Below are 18,187 nucleotides of genomic sequence, written 5' to 3'. Positions count from 1 at the left end.
GATGCAGCCTGTGGTCCACTTCAAAAACGTCAACAAATATTACGGCGGATTGCCTGCGGTCGATGGCCTGGACCTCGCCGTAGAGCCGGGACAATTCGTGACGCTGCTCGGCCCCTCCGGTTGCGGCAAGTCTACGACGCTCAGGATGCTCGGCGGTTTCGAGCAACCCTCGTCGGGGAGATCTATCTCGAAGGCGAGCCGATCTCGCATCTGCCGCCGAACAGACGCAACGTCAACATCGTCTTTCAGGACTATGCGCTCTTTCCGCACCTCAACGTCGGACGCAACATCGCCTTCGGACTGGAATTGAAAGGACTGGCTTCGGACGCGATCCACAAACGGACCATGGAGCTGCTGGCCCTCGTCAAGCTCCAGGATTTCGCCGACCGCATGCCCGACCAGCTTTCGGGCGGCCAGCGCCAGCGCGTCGCGCTGATGCGCGCGCTCGCCCCAGACCCGAACGTGCTCCTGCTCGACGAGCCCCTTTCGGCGCTCGATGCGAAGCTGCGCCAGCAGATGCAGATCGAGCTGAAAACCATCCAGCGGACCACCGGCAAGACCTTCATCTTCGTCACCCACGATCAGGAGGAGGCGCTGACCATGTCCGACGTCATCGTGGTGATGAACAAAGGCAGGATCGAGCAGATGGGCGGCCCGAACGAGCTCTATTCCCGGCCGCGCAGCCGCTTCGTCGCCAACTTCATCGGCCAGAGCAATTTCCTCGAAGGCAAGCTGCTTTCCGACGACGGCACGACCGCGGCCATCGACTGGAACGGAAGCATCATCCACGCCGACCTCAACGGGACGAAGCCGGCGGCCGGCACCGGCGTGACCGTCGCGCTTCGTCCCGAGGCCCTCTACTGCGTGGCGGAACAGCCGAAGGACCGGTTTGCCCTGAAGGGGCGCATCGTTCAGCGCGTCTTCAAGGGCGCCCATACGTCCCTGACCGTGCAACTCGAAAATGGCGCGGAGCTGGCCTTGCAGCTCGATCCGGTAGCGCTTTCGCACATCGGGACGGACGAGGTGTGGCTCGGCTGGCGCGAGCGCGACGCGGTCGTTCTTGCCGACTGACGCGCCTGATTGGCGCAGTCTTTCAGGGGGCCGCCGGCAGCGGCGGCCCCGAAAGCGGATTTCAGGAGCAAAGGCTATTATGACGAATGAACAGCATGGGCGGCTCGCGGAACTGAATGCGAGGGTCAAACAGGACCTGGACTATCTCAACTACCCGCCTGCCAACTGGTCGAAGCCGGTCACGACGGCTGACGGACAGCCGGTGAGCGATGTCGTCATCATCGGCGGCGGCATGTGCGGCATGGTCGCCTGGCTTGCCCTGACCCGGGCAGGCATCGCCAATCTGCGCATCCTCGACCGTGCCCCCGAGGGCCAGGAGGGCCCCTGGGTCACCTTTGCGCGCATGGAAACCCTGCGGTCGCCGAAGAACCTGCTGGGCCCGGCGCTCGGCATGGCCTCGCTCACCTTCCGCGCCTGGTACACCGCCTGCTTCGGTGAAGCGGCGTGGGAAACGCTGTTCCGCATTCCCCGCCCGATGTGGATGGACTATCTGAAATGGTACCGCGGGGTTTTGTCCATTCCCGTCGAGAACGACACGCATGTCACCCGCGTCCGCCCTCGCGAGGACGGTCTCCTGGAGCTGGAGATCGCCGGCGGCGGAAAGCCTTCCATCGTCACGCGCAAGCTGGTTCTGGCCACGGGCCGCGAAGGCCTTGGCGAGCCGGTCGTTCCGGCTTTCGTCAAAGGCATGAAGCGCCACGCGTCCTGGGCTCACTCCGCCGACGACATCGATTTCGAGGCACTCAAGGGAAAGCGCGTCGTCGTCATCGGTGTCGGCGCATCCGCTGTCGACAATGCGGCCGAGGCGCTGGAGTCCGGCGCGGGCGAGGTCCGCCTGCTCGCGCGCCGCAAGGAGATGCCGACCGTCAACAAGCTGATGGGCATCGGCTCCTACGGGGTAACGGCGGGGTTTGCCAAAATCGATCCGGAGTGGCGCTGGCGGATCATGGACTATTCCGTCAAGCAGCAGACGCCGGCGCCGCACAATTCGACGCTGCGCGTCAGCCGCCATCCCAACGCCTTCTTCCACTTCGATTGCGCCATCGGCTCGATGCGGGAGGAAGGCGGCGAAGTGCTGATCACCACCACGAAGGGCCGCGTCTTCCGGACCGATTTCGTCATCCTCGGAACCGGGTTCACGGTCGATCCGCTCAGCCGCGACGAGCTCGCACCCTATCAGGACCGGATCGCCTGCTGGGAGGACCGCTACACGCCGCCGGCCGGAGAAGAGAATTCAGACCTTGGCCGTTTCCCCTGGCTCGATGACGATTTCGCCTTCACCGAGAAGGAGCCCGGCACCGCGTCATGGCTCAAGGACATCCACTGCTTCAACTATGGTGCCTCGATAAGCATCGGCAAGGTGAGCGGCGACATTCCGGCAATCAGCGAGGGCGCGCTCTGGCTGGCACGCGGGGTCGCCGCCTCGCTCTTCATCCGCGACATCGACTACCACTGGAAAGCCCTGCTCGCCTATGAGAAGCCCGAACTCGACGGCTCCGAATGGACCGACGCGGACGCGCCGCAGCCGGCACACAAAACTGCTTGAATTTCTCGATGACGATTGCCCAAGCTGAAGGATTACGATGACCGTTTCCCCGAAAACAGATGTGATCGACGCCGTGCTCGGCCTGGATCCCTCCTCGCCCGTTCAGGCGCTGCGCGAGCGGCGCGAAAAGCTCAAGCATTTCACGCAAACCAGTCATGACGCGGCGCTTCTCCCCGCCGAACCAGGTAATTTCTCCTACGCCATGAGGGCGGCTCTCGCGGCGCGCATCGCCGGCCTCTGGAAAGCGGCAGAACTCCAGGCCCATTACAAGGCGCAGCTCGAGGAGAAGGGATCGACACCCGACCTTCGATCGATCGCCGATCCGTCCTTCAGGCCCGAGGGCGACAAGCGGCTCGCAACGATGCTTGCGCATGTCGATCTGGTGACGCTCAAGCCGAAGGAAGCGACGCGCGCGAATATCGAAGCGCTCTACGCCGTCGGTCTCGACGACCGCGATATCGTAACCCTCGCAGGTCTCATCGCCTTCGTGAACTATCAGGTGCTGGTCGTGGCCGGCCTCAAGATGCTGAGGGACAACTGACATGTCGGAAGCCGTACACGAATTCACCCTGGAGCCGCTCGATTGGCAGCCCTACGTCAAGCCAGTGAAGCTCGACGAGGCGACGCCGGAGCAGCTCGACGCTCTGAAAGTGACGCCCTCGAACACCAAGGTTTCGAACTATGTCCTGGTTCTGGCCAACGACGCCGAGATGCTCGCCGAACGTACGCCGCTCTTCAACGACATCATGTACAGCGAAGGCGGGCTCTCGCGCGGCGGGCGCGAAATCGGCGCGCTGGCAGCTTCCTTCGTCAACCGCTGCATCTACTGCGCCTCGGTGCATGCCAACCGCTACATCCAGCTGGAAAAGCGGCCGGAGGTGGTGGACGAAATCTACAGAAGCGGCCTCGACGCCGACCTGCCGGATTTCGAGCAGGCGCTCTTCAATTTCGGCGTGGATCTGACGGCGCACCCGGACAATGTCGGCGTCTACCAGTTCTACCACCTGCGCGAGATCGGGCTCGACGATCTGGAGATCCTCGACCTGATCCATTCGATCGCAATCTTCGGCTGGGCGAACCGCCTGATGCATACGCTCGGCGAACCGCATCTGAAGGAGTGAGACGTTGGGCGGTTGCCACCTGCGTGTGGCGTAGAAGCCTTCAGCGCCGGCCTTCGTTCCGAATCAACCGGTTTCGATGCCCATTTCTCCGATCAGCCTCTCCCGCGCGGCAAGGGCAGCGATGGCGCGTTCGCCCAATTCGCGAGCCACGAGATTGAGTAGCCCTTCGCAAAAGACGATATAGGCTCCCATGCTGTTGCTGAAGAAACTGCTGGCGTGCGGGATGAAGAAGGCGTGCCGGGCGGGGGAACGAGCGGCGAAGAACGGCTGTCCGTTACTGCGATCACCTCCAGTCCGGCTTTTTCTGCCACCGCGGCCACTTCCGCCACGCTGCGGGTATAGGGCGCGCAGCTCGCGACCAGAACCAGGTCTCCGGGAGAAAGCTGCGACAGCGCCTCCGCCTCGCCGAGACGCGGTGCGTCCAGCAAAGCGACGTCGCTGCGCAACATTCCGAGGCCGTAGACCATAAAGCTCGCGAAAGCATGGAACTGGCGTACCCCGTGCACGCGCACACGCGGCGCGGTCGCGAGCAACGCCGCCGCCCGCTTCAGCGTCTCGGCATCCGTCTGACCCAGAAAGCCGTCGATATTCGCCTTCGTCTCCTGGCCGATGCGTTCGAGGACATGGACCTCTTCCCGCTCGCCGCGCGTGACCGACATCAGACGGCCAGCCTGGCGGCTGTAGAAGTAGCGCTCGTCATCGGCGATCGCCTGGCGGAAGACGCTCTGGAAATCGCTGAAGCCGGCATAACCGAGCCGCTTGGCAAGCCTGGTAAGCGTCGAGGCGTTAACGCCCTGGCCGTCGGCGAGCTCGGATATGCTGCGCACCGCCGTCTGTTCGGGCGTATCGACCAGGCGTGCCAGCACGTCGAGCGCCTTGCTGCCGAGAGCGAGGTCGATTTCCTTGCGCCTGATCCTGAGCGTCAGGTCGCGCAGTTCCTCGATCGTGCCTGGACGGTACGACGCCGGGGGATCGGTGGGCGGTGCCATCGTGAACCTCAATCGAGCAGCGACCGCCTTTCCTCGAAGCGAAAGAGCGGTGCGGCATGCGCCCTGTCGTAGATCTCGCAGGCGATTCTGTCCATGTCGACGCGAAAGACCGCCGTCGCCAGCGTGTTCTCGCCGTCCGGATCGTCAGGCTGCTCGCGATAGATCGGCAGGGCCGTGCGCTGCCGGTCCCAAAGGACCGCAAGAGGTTCGACGCCGGTCATGCCGCCGGCCAGAATTTCCTCTCCACGTTCCTGTCTGGAACGGGAGGAGGCGGTGACGCGCTGGCGCTCTTCGCGCGTGCCGTCGTGAATCAGATGGTTGGCGTGCACTTCGGGCGCATCGACCTGCCGGACCGAACAGGCCGAATGGGTAAACTCGACGCTGGCTATGCCCCGATTTCCGGGCTGCGCCAGGGAAATATGGAAGGCGGCGGCGCGCTGCGAACTGCGCAGCATGTCGAGTGCCTCGCGGACCGTGCCGCAATCGAGCACGGCGCGGCAGAGGACCATGCGCGGCATTCCTGGTCCTGTCTGGCGCGAGCGGATATTGTTGACGGCCATGGCGAGCCCGGCATCGTTGAGCGCGAATGTATGCCCCGGAAGCGAACCGGGATAGACGAAGCCGAAGAAGGCGCGGCCCCCTGCGGAAGCGATACGGACAATGGCGCAGCCCGGACGAAGGCCCGGATCTCCGTCTTCGTTATGAGCCAGCGTGAGCCTCTGGCCGGGCAGCATGACGGTGGTGCATCCGTCGGGGGCGATCGCCCGGATATCGCCGCGGCAGTTCCAAGCAAAGACCTCGTCAAAGGGCAGTTCGAGGCCTTTTGCGAGACCGTGCAGTTCCTCGAAATAGCGGGGAAAGTGTGCTTCGACCAGTGCCCTCGCCGCGACGATGCGTTCATGGCCGGCGAAGGCGATGACACTCGCCCAGCCGTGTGTCCTGATCAGATGGCGGTGGACGATGTCGCGGCCATGGCGGCCAAGCGCAACGCCGACCTCGAAGGGCGATCCGTCGATCTCGACCAGGGGCAGGCTGCTTGAAACCTCAATGGACATGCTGGAGAAACTCACGAAGACGCGGATTTTCGGGATTATCGAGAAGTTCGGTCGGATCGCCGTCGACGGAAATCTTGCCGCCCTCCATGAAGATCAGCCGGGAGCCTACCTGGCGTGCAAAGGCGATCTCATGCGTGACGACGATCATCGTCATGCCCTCCTCCGCAAGCGATTGCATCACCCGCAGAACCTCATGGCGCAGTTCGGGGTCGAGCGCTGAGGTCGGCTCGTCGAAGAGCATGAGTTTCGGCTTGACGGCCAGCGCGCGGGCGATGGCGACGCGCTGCTGCTGGCCCCCGGAGAGCTCGGAGGGATAGTGATGGCCGCGGTCGGCCAAACCTACTTTGGCAAGCAGCTCGCGGGCTTGCCCGATCGCCTCGGCCTTGCCGACGCCACGCACGCGCCGCGGCCCGAAAGCGACGTTCGCGAGCGCCGTCATCTGTGGGAAAAGGTTGAATTGCTGAAACACCATGCCGGCTTCCTGCCGGATGAGTCTCACCTTGGAGCGCCCTTCGCGCACGCTGATGCCGTCGACCACGAGGTCGCCCCCATCGATCTCCTCGAGTGCATTGATGCAGCGCAGAAGGGTCGACTTGCCTGAGCCCGAAGGGCCGATGAGCACCACGACCTCACCGGCCTCGATGTTGAGGTCGACTTCCTTGAGCACGGTTACGTTGCCGAATGCCTTGGTGACGTTCCTGAATTCCACAATGCTCATAGGATGCGCATCCTCTTTTCCGTCACGCGCAGGATCAGGGTCAGCGTGCTCGTCATGATGAGGTAGAGAACGGCGACGGCGGACCAGATCTCGACTGCGCGGAAATTCGCCGCCATGATTTCCTGCCCCTGGCGGGTCAGCTCGCCGACACCGATGACGATGAATAGCGATGTGTCCTTGAGGCTGACGATGAACTGGTTGCCAAGCGGCGGGATCATTCGCCGGAAGGCGATCGGGCCGACAATGTAGGCGAGCACCTTCCAGACCGGTAAGCCGAGCGCCAGCCCCGCTTCCTTCAGTCCCTTGTTCACCGAGAGCAGCGAGCCGCGAACGATCTCGGCAATATAGGCGCCCGCATTGACAACGATCGCCGTCACCGCCGCGGTCATCGGATTGACGCGAAAATCCGCGAGCAGCGGCAGGGCGAAGTAGATGAACATCACCTGCACGACGATCGGCGTGCCCCTGATCACCTCGACATAGGCAAAGGCGACGGCGTTCAGGATAGCGTTGCCATAGGCACGCATGAAGCCGGCGACGACACCGACGACCAGGCCGCCGACGAGGCCCGCCAGTGCTATCAGAATGGTCAGCCGTGCACCACCCAGGAGAGCGGGCATGGCCTCCACGACCACAGACCAATCGAATTCCATTGAATTGCTCCGCTGCATCGCGATCTGCCCCTGCGGCGATGGCGACGCTACCGATAGAGATTATGGGCGGCTGCAGTGGCAGCCGCCGCGGCTTTCTGGAAGTGCTCTCGCCATTCCGGCGGGCGTGCTGGATCGATCCGGCCCGCCTCGATGCAAGAGACTCAGCTCTTCGGCTCGACGCCGAACCATTTCTTGTAGATTTCGGCGTAACGGCCATCGGCCTTCAACTTGGCGAGCGCCTCATTGACCTTGGCGACGAGTTCGCTGCCTTTCGGGAAGCCGATGCCGTATTGGTGCGCCATCATCTGTTCGCCCACCGCCTTGACCTTGCCGCCGCCGGCAGTCGCCACGTAATAGAGGACGTTCGGCGTGTCGTGCATCGCGGCGTCGACGCGGCCCGTCTGCAGTTCCAGATAGGCGTTGTCGATGTTCGGGAACTGGCGAAGCTCGGTCTCCGTGAAGTTCTCCTTCGCATAGTCGGTGGCCGACGTGCCGGTCTTAACGGCCAGCGTCTTACCCTTGAGGTCCGACGAACCGGCAATGGCGCTGTCGGCGGGCACCATCAGCATGAATCCGCTGTCATAATAGCCATCAGAGAAGTCGATCACCTTCTTGCGTTCGTCCTTGATGGTGATGCCGGCGAGGGCGGCATCGACCTGCTTCGTCTGCAGCGCCGGGATGATGCCGTTGAAATCCATCGGCTGCAGCGTGTAGGTAACCCCGATCTCGCTCGCGATCGCGTCCCAGAGATCGATGTCGAAACCGACATATTTGTCGCCCTGCTTGAACTCGAAAGGCACGAAGGCCGTGTCGGTGGCTACGACCAGGTCTTCGGCAGCTGCCGGGCCGGAGAGCGAGAGTGCCGCGGCGAAAAAGCCCGCGAAGAAATGGCGAAGTCTGTTTCTCATGATGGCGTTCCCCTGTTTTGCATTCGGGCATCAGCGTTTTGCCGCCGGCGCCAGTGTGCAAATATAGAATGCTTTTTATGCTTTGTCGCCATGAAAATTTGCACCATCCGGATCTGTTTAGCGTCACGCTGAAAAAATGCAGCGAACAGTGGCCTGTTGCGAGGTCTGCGAAAGCAGTGCCCCTCTGGCCTGCCGACCAGAGGGCGCATTATAGCTTTGGTCCGCTTGCCCTAACCGGCAGCTTCAGTGAGCGAGGCAATGGCCGCATCCACGGCATCGCCCAGGCGCTCCACGATCTGATCGACGTCCTCCCGTCCAAGGATGAAGGGGGGCGCCAGGAGGACATGATCGCCGCGTTGCCCGTCGATCGTGCCGCCCATCGGATAGACCATCAGACCCCGTGCCATGGCTTCCTTCTTGATCCGGGCATTGAGCTTCAGGCCGGGATCGAAAGGCGACTTCGTCGTCCTGTCTGCGACAAGCTCGACGGCACGGAAGAGGCCGCGGCCGCGAATGTCGCCGACGTGATGGTGATTGCCGAGCCGCTCGACCAGGCATCTTTCGAGATAGTCGCCCATCGATACGACGTTCTCGAGCAGCCCGTCGCGGCGGATGACGTCCTGCACGGCAAGGCCGGCCGCCGCGGCCATCGGATGGCCCATATAGGTATGGCCGTGCTGGAAGAAGCCCGACCCCTCGGCAAATGCCCGGAAGATTGCGGAGGACAGCAGAACCGCGCCGACGGGCTGATAGCCGCCGCCGAGCCCCTTGGCGATGGTCATCAGATCCGGGATGACGCCGTCCTGTTCGCAGGCATGCAGAGTCCCGGTCCGGCCCATGCCGCACATCACTTCGTCGAGGATCAGCAGCACTCCGTATTTGTCGCAGATCGCCCGAACGCGCTTCAAATAGTCCGCGACGGGCGGCACCGCACCGGCCGTGGCGCCCACCACCGTCTCGGCGACGAAGGCGATCACCTGATCGGAGCCCAGGTCGAGGATCTTGGCCTCGAGTTGGGCCGCGGCACGCGCGGCATAGTCCGCATCGCTCTCGCCGGCTTGCTGCAGCCGGTAGGCGAAGCATGGATCAATGTGGTGGGTTTCGACGAGCAACGGCCGGAATTGAGCGCGCCGCCACTCGTTGCCCCCGGCCGCCAATGCGCCAAGCGTATTGCCGTGATAGCTTTGACGCCGGGCGATGATGTGGCGGCGTTGCGGCTCGCCCTTCTCCACGAAGTATTGCCGAGCCATCTTCAGCGCCGCCTCGACGGCTTCCGATCCGCCGCTCACCAGATAGACGTGATCGAGCCCGTCAGGTGCATCGGCAACAAGCCGGTCGGCAAGCCGTTCCGCGGCCTCGGTGGTGAAGAAGCCGGTATGGGCATAGGCCATACGGTCGAGCTGCGCATGGAGGGCGCCGAGCACATCCGGATGAGCGTGACCGAGGCAGGAGACGGCGGCTCCCCCGGAGGCGTCGATATAAGCCTTGCCCTCGGCATCGAAGAGCCGGATGCCTTCGCCGCGGACGGCGACCGGCAGTTTCGCATGGATGGCGCGGTGGAGAAGATGGGTCATGGCGCTCTCTTGGAGTTGCGGGATTGGAGATGAGTGTTCAGCGCCGCGAGCTGTCCGTCGAAGCGTTTCAGAGCCGCGAGCGTGGCTTCGCCGCCCCGGCCTGCGATGAGCGCGCCGAGCACTTCGGCGACGGCGAAGGCCGGCGACATGGCGTGCAGGAAGGAAGGACTTTCGGTCGGCACCACGATGATCGTCTCGGCGATCTGCGCAAGCGGCGCCACTTCGCTGTCGGTCACCGCGACGACCGGTACGCCGTTGTCCCGAGCATATTCGGCAAGTTCGATCGTCGCCCGTGTATAGGGAAGAACGCTGGCCACGAGCAGCACGTCTGCACTCGTGGCACGGGCGACGGCATCCGCGCCGGTGCCGCCGATGCCCTCCAGCATCACGGATTTTTCGCCGACCAGCGAAAGGGTATAGTGGAACTGCCAGGCGACCGCGTGGCTCGAGCGCAGCCCGAGGCAATAGACCCGCCGGGCATCGGCAATCCGCTTTGCCGCTGCAACGATGCGATCGAGCACCGCCGGTTCTGCCAGCCGCGAAATCTGCGTGCCGATGGCGCTCAGCATATCGGCTGCGAGCGCATGGTCGCCCCTGAGCTTCTGGCTTCGGGCCTGCTCGCCGGCCTTTCCGGCAAATCCTGCATCACCCTCCCGCAGCGCCTCGGCATAGCGTTCGCGGATGGCATCGTAACCATCGAAACCGAGCTGCTTGGCAAGGCGGGTCATCGTCGCGGGCTGCACCCCCGCCTGGCGCGCCTGCTCGCGCATGGAGAGAAGAGCGACGTCGCGGGGATGGTCGACGATATAGCGGGCCGCCGTCCGCAATTGCGACGAAAGCCCGTCGAATGCAGTGATGATCGCGTCGCTGAGCGGCCCCTTGTCCATGCTTCATTTAACAACGATCCCGCGACCATTGCAACGAATGTTTCAGTGTGCAATTTTATGATTTGCGAAAATCATAGCTCGATGGTGCCCACATGAACGCTGGCGATGCTTTGCAGGGGATTTCGATCGCGGTCGCGCCGAATGGCGGGCGCCGGACGAAGGCCGACCATCCCGCCATACCCCTGACCCCGAAAGAACTCGCGCTTACCGCACGCGACTGCCTCGATGCCGGCGCGGCGATGATCCACGTCCACGTGCGCAAGGACGACGGAAGCCATCTTCTCGATGCCGACGCCTACCGCGCCGCGATCGCAGCGATCCGGGCTGCCGTGGGCGATCGCATGGTGATTCAGATCACCAGCGAGGCGCTGGGCATCTACTCGCCGGCCGAGCAGATCGCAGTCGTCAAGGCGGTCCGGCCCGAGGCCGTGTCTCTGGCGCTCAGAGAATTGGTCCCGGACGAAACGCACGAGGCTGCCTTTGCGGATCTTCTGTCGTGGGCTGCCCGGGAGAAGGTTTCGCCGCAGATCATCCTCTACGATCCGGAGGAGGCGGTGCGATTGGACGGCATGCGGCGACGAGGTCTGCTTTCCCGCGACGATATTCCCGTGCTTTACGTACTCGGTCGTTATACGCCGGGGCAAAGGTCCGTCCCCGGTGATCTGCTGCCCTTTCTGGCGCCGGACATGCCCGCCTACACCCATTGGAGCGTCTGTGCCTTCGGACGCCACGAAGCGGCCTGCGTCACAGCCGCAGCACTCCTCGGCGGCCATGTCCGCGTCGGCTTCGAAAACAATCTCTGGCTTCCGGAAGGAGCGGCCGCCGGCTCCAACGCCGACCTCGTCCGCACGGTTGCGGCTGCGCTGCTGCCGCTGTCGGTCCCGTTGCTCCAGGGGCCGGCGCTCGCACAGATGCTTACCCGCATCGGTTCTGCGGGTATGCCGAAAGGCTGACGCGCGCCCATTTTCCGTCGCCCGCCTTTTGGAACCGGTGAACGCCGGTTTCGTTCTCCCATGATGACAGCGCCTCGCGCCTTATCCGGCGCGCAAGGGCGCCTGCAACACTTGAAGTGCTGCTTGCTTTGATCCTGATCGCCGGATTTACCGAAGCAGGCAGCCGTATGGGAGTGCACCATGTTGACCCATGAAGATCGCAACATGCCCGAAAGGCGCGCCACAGCGGCATTTCCGATAGGTCTCATACTGCTCGCGATATGCGCCATCTTCGCCTATCTGGCGATCGGCGGCGCCATGCTGGAAGGTGAAACCGGAACGGTCGTCTACACACCGCCGATCGCCGACGCGCCGGCACCTCGATGAGTGGGAGACCTTCAATGACGTCCGATCCTGTCGGTCCCGGCCCCGGGCCGGGAATAATTCCGCCGAACCCGGTTCCGCCACTCGGCATTCCCGATCCGCCGCCGAACGAGCCCCAGCCCGATAAGGGGCCCGAGGACGACACGCAGAATCCGCCCGACGAAAAGGAACCGCCTCGGACCGACGTGCTTCCCCGGTGAGGCTTGACTTTCAGGAATCGTGATGAGAACATAACGTGAACATTCTGGAGAGTCCCTCATGACCCATGCAGAGGAAGTGATCGAGCGCGCTATGGCCGCCGTCGCCCAGGCAAGACGCCGGCGGGAACGCGAACAGGAGTGGCGCAGAAAAACCTTCGGACGGATTCAGGTCGGTATACCGCTCCCGCCCCTCAAGCGCGGCGTGCAGCTTTCGCTGCAGCTTGACCGTCCCGGTACGCAGTAAAGCCTGAAGCCGATCGGCTCATTCCGACAGGGCGACGAGGAAAACCGTGGCACGATTTTCCTCGCGATTGCCTCAGGCGGCAGCCAGTTCCGGCCGTTCCCTGGGGAAGGGCTTGAAGGTCAGTGCGATCAGGAAAGCACCGATGCCGAGACCCCAGGCACCGATATAGAGCCAGCCGTAGCTGGCAAAAACGTCGTAGATCAGCCCCCCGGCAACCGGGCCGATCGCCATGCCGAGACTGCCGGCCATTGCCGTGCCGCCGATGACGGTGCCCATCATGCGCAGCGGGAAATTCTCGCGGGCGATCACGGCGTAAAGCGGCATGACGCCCGCATAGATGAAGCCGAACACGGCAGCCACCGCGTAGAAGGCGCCGAGGTCGCGCACGAAGAAATAGGCGAGCGCACCGAAGGCCTGCAGCAGCAGTCCCGATACCAGAATGCGCTTGGCGCCGTAGCGGTCTCCGAGGATACCGAAGGCGACACGGCCGCCCATTCCCGCCAGACCCTCGAGGCTGTAGATGGAAACAGCGGCCATCATCGGGATCCCGCAGCTCACGGCGTAGCTCACGGTGTGAAATATCGGCCCCGAATGAGTGGCGCAGCAAAAGAAGTTCGTCAGCAGCAATATGACGAATTGCGGCGACCTCAGCGCCTGTCCAAGGGACATGTCCGGCTGCCCCTCACTTGCAGAGACGGCATTGCGACCTTCGAGGACAGGCGGGCGGCGCAGGAGCAACGCAGCCGGAATCATCGTGACGGCGGCAAGGGCGGCTATGATCTGCAGCGATGTCCGCCAGTCGTAGATCGTAACCAGCCACCCGGCCAACGGCGACATGGTCATGGGCGCCATTCCCATGCCGGCCGATACAAGAGATACGGCAAGGCTGCGATGCGTATCGAACCAGCCTGTCACGCAAGCCATCATCGGCGCGAATATCGCCGCGCAGGCACCTCCGACGATCACCCCGAAGAGGAGTTGGAATGCGATCAGCGTTGGCGCAAGGCTGGAAAGCGCAAGGCTCGCCGCAAGGAGCGCGGAACCGACCAGCACGACCGGGCGCGGGCCCCAGCGGTCCGAAGCGCTCCCCCAGACCATACTTGCCAGGGCCATTGCGATGAAACCCACCGTCATGGCACTCGATATGCCGGTCACGGACCATCCGGTATCCCGCGAGATGGGCACAAGGAAAACCGGCAATGAAAACATGGCACCGATTGCAATGCAGCCGAGCAGGCCGCCGGCAGCAACGATCACCCAGCGATAATGCGCATCGATCATTTCTCGTGTCTCCGCTCAGGGCAATCCGGCGCGGCATTCTTTTTCAGTCCACGCCCGGATTGCCGATCAAATCAAGGGCATTCTCCCGTTCGCGGCTGTGCCGCGCATACGATAGGACGAACGGCGCCCAAAGGCGCCGACATGGGAGTGGAAAATTTTCAGGCTGCTTTGCGCTGGATGCGGTTGAACCATGTGGCGCTCAGCGGAATTCCCGAAGCCCGCCTCTCCCCGCAAGCGGGACGAAGGGACTCGCGGCAAGGTTCAAGACCGATGAGATGCGAGGAGCGACCCGCTTGTTCCGTCTCCCGGCGGATGAGGGGCGGAGGCGCCCGATCAGGCCACCGTGTTCGACGTGTCGACGACCTCGAAATCATGCGTGATGGTCGCCGTCTTTGCGAGCATCGCGGATGCGGAGCAATATTTTTCGATGGAGAGGGCCACCGCGCGCTCGACCTTCTTGGCGGCCAGACCACGGCCCTTGACGATGAAATGCATGTGGATGCGGGTGAAGACGCGCGGGTCCTGATCCGCCCGATCGGCATCCATCTCGACCACGCAATCCTCGACGGCCTCGCGGCCCTTCTCGAGGATGTGGACGACATCGAAAGCCGAGCAGCCGCCGGTGCCGATAAGCACCATTTCCATGGGGCTCGGCCCCGGTTTCGGGCTATCCGGGCCGGCGGCCGTGCCGAGCACGACCTTGTGGCCGCTTCCGGATTCTCCGACGAAGGTCCTGCCTTCGACCCATTTGATGCGTGCTTTCATCCGATTCTCCTTCCTGTCGCGATGCGTTCATCTTCGTTCCAATGACGCAAAACGCTGCCGATTTCCACCCGCGCGCCAATTCGCTCAGCGCGCACCCCAGGTGTCGGTCAGCCGGTAGCCCTCGGGCCACGGGTCCGACGGGTCGAGCATGTGCTGATGGGTGCCGGTAATCCAGGCGCGGCCCGAGATTTCCGGCAGCACGGCCGGCCGGCCGCCGACTTCGGTGGTGCCAATGATGCGGCCGGAGAAGGTGGAGCCGATCAGCGAAACGGCCGTCAGCCGGTCCGAGAGCCCCATCCGGCCTCGGGCATGCAGCACGGCCATGCGTGCCGAGAGCGCCGTGCCGGTCGGAGAGCGGTCGACTTTGCCGGGCTGGATCGCAACCGCAGCACCCGCCCGCAGGCCTTCCGCCGTGCGTTCCACGGGGCCGGCAAAGAGGCAGAAGGAGAAATGCCGCCAGTCGGGGTTTTCCGGATGATGGAAACCGAACTGGGCATTTGCCGCGTTGGTGATCCTGACGCCAAGCCGGGCGATGTCGTGCGCCTCGTCCGGCTTCAGGGCGAAGCCCATTGCGGCAGCATCCACGATTACGAAGCTGTCGCCGCCATAGGCGGTGTCGACTGTGAGGGTCCCGAGCCCCTCGACCTCCAGCTTCGCGTCCAGCCGCTCGGCAAAGCTCGGCAGGTTCTCGACGAAGATGCGTTCGGCCTTGCCGTCACGGCACTCCGCGCGCACGCGAACGAGACCGCCGGGCGCCTCGAGCGTGATCTCCGTCACCGGCTCCTTCATCGGCAGGATGCCGCTGTCGAGCAGCACGGTGGAGACGCAGATCGAGTTGGAGCCGGACATGGGCGGCGTATCTTCCGGCTCCATGATGACGAAAGCGGCATCCGCGTCCGGATGCTTCGGCGGCACCAGGAGATTGACATGGCGGAAGACGCCGCCGCGCGGCTCGTTCAGGACGAAGTTGCGCAGGGTCTGATCGCGGGCGATCCAGCGGCTCTGTTCCCAGATCGTTTCGCCCGGCGGAGGCGCGACACCGCCGACGATCACGTCGCCCACTTCGCCCTCGGCATGGGCGGAAATGACATGAATGGTCTTGGTGCTGCGCATCGCGAACTCCTCGTTTCAAAAACCAGCGCGGTTACGAACGTCCGCCGCGCTTCAGGGAAGCCAGTCCGGCATCCGGACCGGGACGCGCCCCGTCAAGGCCGCGGCGACGCAATCGGCAAGACTGCCGAAGCGCACTGCGCGCCCGGAAAGACCGGGACCGTAATGGGCGTATTTGCCGGAGTTGGTCATGACCGCCCGGGTATGCGTCGGGAACACGGGCTCGGAGATTGAGCACCAACAGAGGTCCGGCAGCACCTGCACGCCGCTCTCCTGAAGCCGCGCGAGAATTCCCTCGCGGCGCGCCGCCGCAATGACCTCATGGCCGGCCGTGACGATCACCGCCACGTCCGGATGCCGCTTGCGGCCGTCGAGCGCCTCGGCCAGCGCCCGGCACTCGGCAAGGGACGCGTGCGGGCTGCCTATCGCCACGAGTTCGATTTCATCCGGACCCTCGTTCAGGGCGGACCACGCGGCCGTCATTTCATCGCGGGTGATGGTTGCATGATCCGCGTCCTCAGCCGCAGCACCGCCGGCCTCCGGCGTCACGCCCTCCACATGCAGCATCGGCGCGGCCGAGGTAGTGCCGAAGGCGGCACAAAGCGCCTTCAAGTCGTCGCGCGAAGGCTCCGCCGGAGCAAGCCCGCGGATGAGCGGAATGCGATCTGGCGCCGCCCGCCCGGCGAGATAGCCGATCAGCGGCCAGAAAGCGTCGTCGGCGCCCGCGGGCAGTTCGACGTCTATGATCCGCCGTGCCTTGCGGTGTTCGTCGAGATAGACGCCGGAGAGCGGCGCCCGTCCGGTAAGCGCGATGCAAAGGTCGAGGAAATCCGGGTGCTTCGCCGTCCGCGCACCGAGCACGCTGTTGGCGAAGATTACGGCATTGGACTCCGCCCAGGCGACGGCTTCGCCCGTCCCAGGCGCGCTGTCGAGCAGATAGGGCGAACAGGTGAAGGTCGGACGGCAGCCCATGCGGACATAGGCGTCGGCGAGCCGCGCCGCAGGGTCGCCGAAGGACGGCGGCACGCCTTGCCTCTGCCAATTGGCATGGTCCACGGAGATGGCGTTCATCGTCGCCGGGATCCGCACCTTCGCGCCCATCTCCGCCATCTTCTCGGCAAAGGTCAGGTTCGCGGGGCTGGCATAGATGCAGCCGTCGATATGCCCCTGCGTCACATCCACGAGGCCCTGTGCCCCCTGCTGCGCCGCCATGGCCGTAATGATGCGCATGGCCTGCGCAACCGCGACGCCTTCCTCTCCGTCGAGCATGGCACGGTCGCCATCGGTCAGGTCGAGCGCGGCCGTCGCCGGCGGAACGACGGGGATCGTCAGCCCCTCGGCTTCAATCGTCCTGTCACCGATCCGCGCCGTCTTCGCACGAGCGAGCGCCGCAAAGGCTTCCGGCGCAAGACGCAGCACCGGCAGCGGGCTGGCGAACATCTCGGAAGCGATCAGCGCGCCGAGGGTCAGCACATCTTCCGGTTCGGAAAATATGAGTGCAGCCGGGCCCCGACCGGTCAGCACGAGGTCGAGCAGCACACCCGAGCCCGTACAGGAACCGCGGCTCGACGGCATCATCAGGATGCAGCCGGTGAGCGGGACGCCATGCAGCGGGTGGTGCACGTCGATCACGCAGCCCGTCGCGGGATCGACCCCGCCCCAGAAACTCAGCGCCTCCCCGGTCGCGATGACCGGGCCTTCGGCCCACCCCTGAAGGATGCTGCGGGCGGGATCGAGGCCGCTCATTTTACGACGAAGCCGTGGGCGAAGGGATCGCGGTCATCGATGAAGATGGTGTTGATGCCGGTCATCCGCGCCCAGCCGGCGATCGACGGGATGATCGCATCGCGGTCGGCGACCTTCGCGGCCGCTTCGACGCGACCCTTGAAAAGCGACCCGATGATCGACTCGTGGACGAATTCGTCGCCGACATTCAGCTTGCCCTTGGCGGCAAGCTGCGCGATCCGGGCCGACGTGCCGGTGCCGCAGGGCGAGCGGTCGATGGCCTTCTCGCCGTAGAACACCGCGTTGCGGGCATGGGCCTCCGGCTGCGTCGGCCTGCCCGTCCACTGGATGTGGCTCAAGCCCCGGATCTCCGGGTGTTCGGGATGGACGAACTCATATTTGGCATTCAGTGCGGCCCTGAGCTTGGGGCTCCAGCCGACCAGTTCTCCCGCCGTATGGTCGGCCATGTCGCGGAAGTTCTTCTGCGGCTCGACGATGGCGTAGAAATTGCCGCCATAGGCGACGTCGACCACGATCTCGCCCAGCCCCTCGACCTCCGCCGTGAGGCCTTCCGCATAAAGGAAGCTCGGCACGTTGGTAAGGCGCACCTCCTCGACGAAGCGGCCCTCCTGGCGGTAGGTGATGTCGACCTTGCCCGCGGGGGCATCAATCGACAGCTTTCCGGGCTCGCGCGGGGTGATCAGGCCGTTCTCGATGCCCATGGTGATGGTGCCGATGGTGCCGTGACCGCACATCGGCAGACAGCCGGAGGTCTCAATGAAGAGCACCGCCACGTCGCAGTCGGGCCGGGTCGGCGGGTAGAGGATCGAACCCGACATCATGTCGTGGCCGCGCGGCTCAAACATGAGGCCCGTTCGGATCCAGTCGAACTCCCTCAGGAAATGCGCGCGCTTTTCCAGCATGTTCGCGCCTTCGAGACGCGGGCCCCCGCCCGAAACCAGGCGGACGGGATTTCCGCAGGTGTGGCCGTCGATGCAGGAGAAGGTGTGGGTGGCCATGGTCG

18 protein-coding genes and 2 pseudogenes are annotated in these 18,187 nt (G+C 64.3%); 8 read left to right on the top strand and 12 right to left on the bottom strand.

Features of this window, described 5'->3' with window-relative positions; all coding sequences use genetic code 11:
* Window position 1 precedes the first annotated feature (1 nt).
* The 4 genes and pseudogenes from N0Q91_RS27190 (at window position 2) to N0Q91_RS27175 (ending at window position 3,738) form a co-directional block, all read left to right on the top strand.
* Window positions 2-1,071: pseudogene (locus N0Q91_RS27190) on the top strand (ABC transporter ATP-binding protein).
* A 79-nt stretch (window positions 1,072-1,150) separates the two neighbouring features.
* A complete protein-coding gene (locus N0Q91_RS27185; protein WP_275599709.1) occupies window positions 1,151-2,617 on the top strand; it encodes an NAD(P)-binding domain-containing protein in 1,467 nt (488 codons plus the stop codon).
* A 37-nt stretch (window positions 2,618-2,654) separates the two neighbouring features.
* On the top strand, window positions 2,655-3,158 hold the full coding sequence (locus N0Q91_RS27180) for a CMD domain protein (RefSeq protein WP_018097976.1): 504 nt from the start codon (window positions 2,655-2,657) through the stop codon (window positions 3,156-3,158).
* A 1-nt stretch (window position 3,159) separates the two neighbouring features.
* Window positions 3,160-3,738 carry a peroxidase-related enzyme gene (locus tag N0Q91_RS27175; protein WP_100672490.1) on the top strand — a complete coding sequence of 193 codons (579 nt, stop codon included), beginning with the start codon at window positions 3,160-3,162 and terminating at the stop codon, window positions 3,736-3,738.
* Window positions 3,739-3,801: 63 nt separating this feature from the next.
* Here N0Q91_RS27175 and N0Q91_RS27170 read toward each other — a convergent pair.
* From N0Q91_RS27170 to N0Q91_RS27140, 7 genes and pseudogenes are all read right to left on the bottom strand, one after another.
* A pseudogene (locus tag N0Q91_RS27170) lies at window positions 3,802-4,727 on the bottom strand (MurR/RpiR family transcriptional regulator).
* Window positions 4,728-4,735: 8 nt separating this feature from the next.
* Entirely contained in the window at window positions 4,736-5,782 is a 1,047-nt protein-coding gene (locus tag N0Q91_RS27165; RefSeq protein ID WP_275599708.1) for a C45 family autoproteolytic acyltransferase/hydrolase, read from the bottom strand.
* Window positions 5,772-6,500 carry a glutamine ABC transporter ATP-binding protein GlnQ gene (gene glnQ / locus N0Q91_RS27160; protein ID WP_018097980.1) on the bottom strand — a complete coding sequence of 243 codons (729 nt, stop codon included), beginning with the start codon at window positions 6,498-6,500 and terminating at the stop codon, window positions 5,772-5,774. The genes N0Q91_RS27165 and glnQ overlap by 11 nt, the downstream gene beginning before the upstream one ends.
* Window positions 6,497-7,153, bottom strand: coding sequence for a glutamine ABC transporter permease GlnP (glnP, locus tag N0Q91_RS27155; RefSeq protein ID WP_275599707.1), 657 nt, complete (start codon window positions 7,151-7,153; stop codon window positions 6,497-6,499). The genes glnQ and glnP overlap by 4 nt, the downstream gene beginning before the upstream one ends.
* A 161-nt stretch (window positions 7,154-7,314) precedes the next feature.
* On the bottom strand, window positions 7,315-8,061 hold the full coding sequence (gene glnH / locus N0Q91_RS27150) for a glutamine ABC transporter substrate-binding protein GlnH (protein WP_275599706.1): 747 nt from the start codon (window positions 8,059-8,061) through the stop codon (window positions 7,315-7,317).
* Between the two features lie 230 nt (window positions 8,062-8,291).
* Window positions 8,292-9,635: an aspartate aminotransferase family protein gene (locus N0Q91_RS27145; protein ID WP_275599705.1), complete on the bottom strand. Its 1,344-nt coding sequence runs from the start codon at window positions 9,633-9,635 to the stop codon at window positions 8,292-8,294.
* On the bottom strand, window positions 9,632-10,522 hold the full coding sequence (locus tag N0Q91_RS27140) for a MurR/RpiR family transcriptional regulator (RefSeq protein WP_275599704.1): 891 nt from the start codon (window positions 10,520-10,522) through the stop codon (window positions 9,632-9,634). Before N0Q91_RS27140 ends, N0Q91_RS27145 begins: the two co-directional genes overlap by 4 nt.
* A gap of 92 nt (window positions 10,523-10,614) precedes the next feature.
* On the opposite strand from N0Q91_RS27140, the gene N0Q91_RS27135 reads away from it, so the two are divergent.
* From N0Q91_RS27135 to N0Q91_RS27120, 4 genes are all read left to right on the top strand, one after another.
* A complete protein-coding gene (locus N0Q91_RS27135) occupies window positions 10,615-11,475 on the top strand; it encodes a beta-keto acid cleavage family enzyme (protein ID WP_275599703.1) in 861 nt (286 codons plus the stop codon).
* 180 nt (window positions 11,476-11,655) lie between these two features.
* Window positions 11,656-11,841 carry a hypothetical protein gene (locus N0Q91_RS27130; RefSeq protein WP_100672497.1) on the top strand — a complete coding sequence of 62 codons (186 nt, stop codon included), beginning with the start codon at window positions 11,656-11,658 and terminating at the stop codon, window positions 11,839-11,841.
* A 14-nt stretch (window positions 11,842-11,855) separates the two neighbouring features.
* The gene (locus tag N0Q91_RS27125; RefSeq protein ID WP_275599702.1) at window positions 11,856-12,038 is read left to right on the top strand and encodes a hypothetical protein; all 183 of its coding nucleotides are present in this window, start codon (window positions 11,856-11,858) and stop codon (window positions 12,036-12,038) included.
* Between the two features lie 58 nt (window positions 12,039-12,096).
* Complete coding sequence (locus N0Q91_RS27120; protein ID WP_015243438.1) at window positions 12,097-12,282, top strand: hypothetical protein; 186 nt, start codon at window positions 12,097-12,099, stop codon at window positions 12,280-12,282.
* Between the two features lie 72 nt (window positions 12,283-12,354).
* Here N0Q91_RS27120 and N0Q91_RS27115 read toward each other — a convergent pair whose 3' ends face one another.
* The 5 genes from N0Q91_RS27115 to N0Q91_RS27095 all read right to left on the bottom strand — a co-directional run bounded on the left by N0Q91_RS27115 (window position 12,355) and on the right by N0Q91_RS27095 (window position 18,182).
* The gene (locus tag N0Q91_RS27115; RefSeq protein WP_275599701.1) at window positions 12,355-13,563 is read right to left on the bottom strand and encodes an MFS transporter; all 1,209 of its coding nucleotides are present in this window, start codon (window positions 13,561-13,563) and stop codon (window positions 12,355-12,357) included.
* A 333-nt stretch (window positions 13,564-13,896) separates the two neighbouring features.
* Window positions 13,897-14,328, bottom strand: coding sequence for an OsmC family protein (locus tag N0Q91_RS27110; protein ID WP_275599700.1), 432 nt, complete (start codon window positions 14,326-14,328; stop codon window positions 13,897-13,899).
* Between the two features lie 84 nt (window positions 14,329-14,412).
* Entirely contained in the window at window positions 14,413-15,441 is a 1,029-nt protein-coding gene (locus N0Q91_RS27105) for a trans-3-hydroxy-L-proline dehydratase (RefSeq protein ID WP_275599699.1), read from the bottom strand.
* A gap of 51 nt (window positions 15,442-15,492) precedes the next feature.
* Window positions 15,493-17,184: a cis-3-hydroxy-L-proline dehydratase gene (lhpI, locus tag N0Q91_RS27100; protein ID WP_275599698.1), complete on the bottom strand. Its 1,692-nt coding sequence runs from the start codon at window positions 17,182-17,184 to the stop codon at window positions 15,493-15,495.
* Window positions 17,181-18,182 (bottom strand): 4-hydroxyproline epimerase, encoded by a 1,002-nt coding sequence (locus N0Q91_RS27095; protein ID WP_100672503.1) that lies wholly within the window; start codon window positions 18,180-18,182, stop codon window positions 17,181-17,183. Before N0Q91_RS27095 ends, lhpI begins: the two co-directional genes overlap by 4 nt.
* Window positions 18,183-18,187: the final 5 nt, after the last annotated feature.

This window comes from Sinorhizobium prairiense (assembly GCF_029201645.2).
Classification (GTDB): domain Bacteria; phylum Pseudomonadota; class Alphaproteobacteria; order Rhizobiales; family Rhizobiaceae; genus Sinorhizobium; species Sinorhizobium meliloti_A.
Note: the sequence above shows the minus strand (reverse complement) of the source record. Positions and strands in the feature narration are given on the sequence as shown.

What these genes read in the sequence shown, in the direction of transcription:
- N0Q91_RS27185 (WP_275599709.1), top strand. Translation starts at nt 1,151, where the DNA reads ATGACGAATGAACAGCATGGGCGGCTCGCGGAACTGAATGCGAGGGTC.
- N0Q91_RS27180 (WP_018097976.1), top strand. Translation starts at nt 2,655, where the DNA reads ATGACCGTTTCCCCGAAAACAGATGTGATCGACGCCGTGCTCGGCCTG.
- N0Q91_RS27175 (WP_100672490.1), top strand. Translation starts at nt 3,160, where the DNA reads ATGTCGGAAGCCGTACACGAATTCACCCTGGAGCCGCTCGATTGGCAG.
- N0Q91_RS27165 (WP_275599708.1), bottom strand. Translation starts at nt 5,782, where the DNA reads ATGTCCATTGAGGTTTCAAGCAGCCTGCCCCTGGTCGAGATCGACGGA.
- glnQ (WP_018097980.1), bottom strand. Translation starts at nt 6,500, where the DNA reads ATGAGCATTGTGGAATTCAGGAACGTCACCAAGGCATTCGGCAACGTA.
- glnP (WP_275599707.1), bottom strand. Translation starts at nt 7,153, where the DNA reads ATGGAATTCGATTGGTCTGTGGTCGTGGAGGCCATGCCCGCTCTCCTG.
- glnH (WP_275599706.1), bottom strand. Translation starts at nt 8,061, where the DNA reads ATGAGAAACAGACTTCGCCATTTCTTCGCGGGCTTTTTCGCCGCGGCA.
- N0Q91_RS27145 (WP_275599705.1), bottom strand. Translation starts at nt 9,635, where the DNA reads ATGACCCATCTTCTCCACCGCGCCATCCATGCGAAACTGCCGGTCGCC.
- N0Q91_RS27140 (WP_275599704.1), bottom strand. Translation starts at nt 10,522, where the DNA reads ATGGACAAGGGGCCGCTCAGCGACGCGATCATCACTGCATTCGACGGG.
- N0Q91_RS27135 (WP_275599703.1), top strand. Translation starts at nt 10,615, where the DNA reads ATGAACGCTGGCGATGCTTTGCAGGGGATTTCGATCGCGGTCGCGCCG.
- N0Q91_RS27130 (WP_100672497.1), top strand. Translation starts at nt 11,656, where the DNA reads ATGTTGACCCATGAAGATCGCAACATGCCCGAAAGGCGCGCCACAGCG.
- N0Q91_RS27125 (WP_275599702.1), top strand. Translation starts at nt 11,856, where the DNA reads ATGACGTCCGATCCTGTCGGTCCCGGCCCCGGGCCGGGAATAATTCCG.
- N0Q91_RS27120 (WP_015243438.1), top strand. Translation starts at nt 12,097, where the DNA reads ATGACCCATGCAGAGGAAGTGATCGAGCGCGCTATGGCCGCCGTCGCC.
- N0Q91_RS27115 (WP_275599701.1), bottom strand. Translation starts at nt 13,563, where the DNA reads ATGATCGATGCGCATTATCGCTGGGTGATCGTTGCTGCCGGCGGCCTG.
- N0Q91_RS27110 (WP_275599700.1), bottom strand. Translation starts at nt 14,328, where the DNA reads ATGAAAGCACGCATCAAATGGGTCGAAGGCAGGACCTTCGTCGGAGAA.
- N0Q91_RS27105 (WP_275599699.1), bottom strand. Translation starts at nt 15,441, where the DNA reads ATGCGCAGCACCAAGACCATTCATGTCATTTCCGCCCATGCCGAGGGC.
- lhpI (WP_275599698.1), bottom strand. Translation starts at nt 17,184, where the DNA reads ATGAGCGGCCTCGATCCCGCCCGCAGCATCCTTCAGGGGTGGGCCGAA.
- N0Q91_RS27095 (WP_100672503.1), bottom strand. Translation starts at nt 18,182, where the DNA reads ATGGCCACCCACACCTTCTCCTGCATCGACGGCCACACCTGCGGAAAT.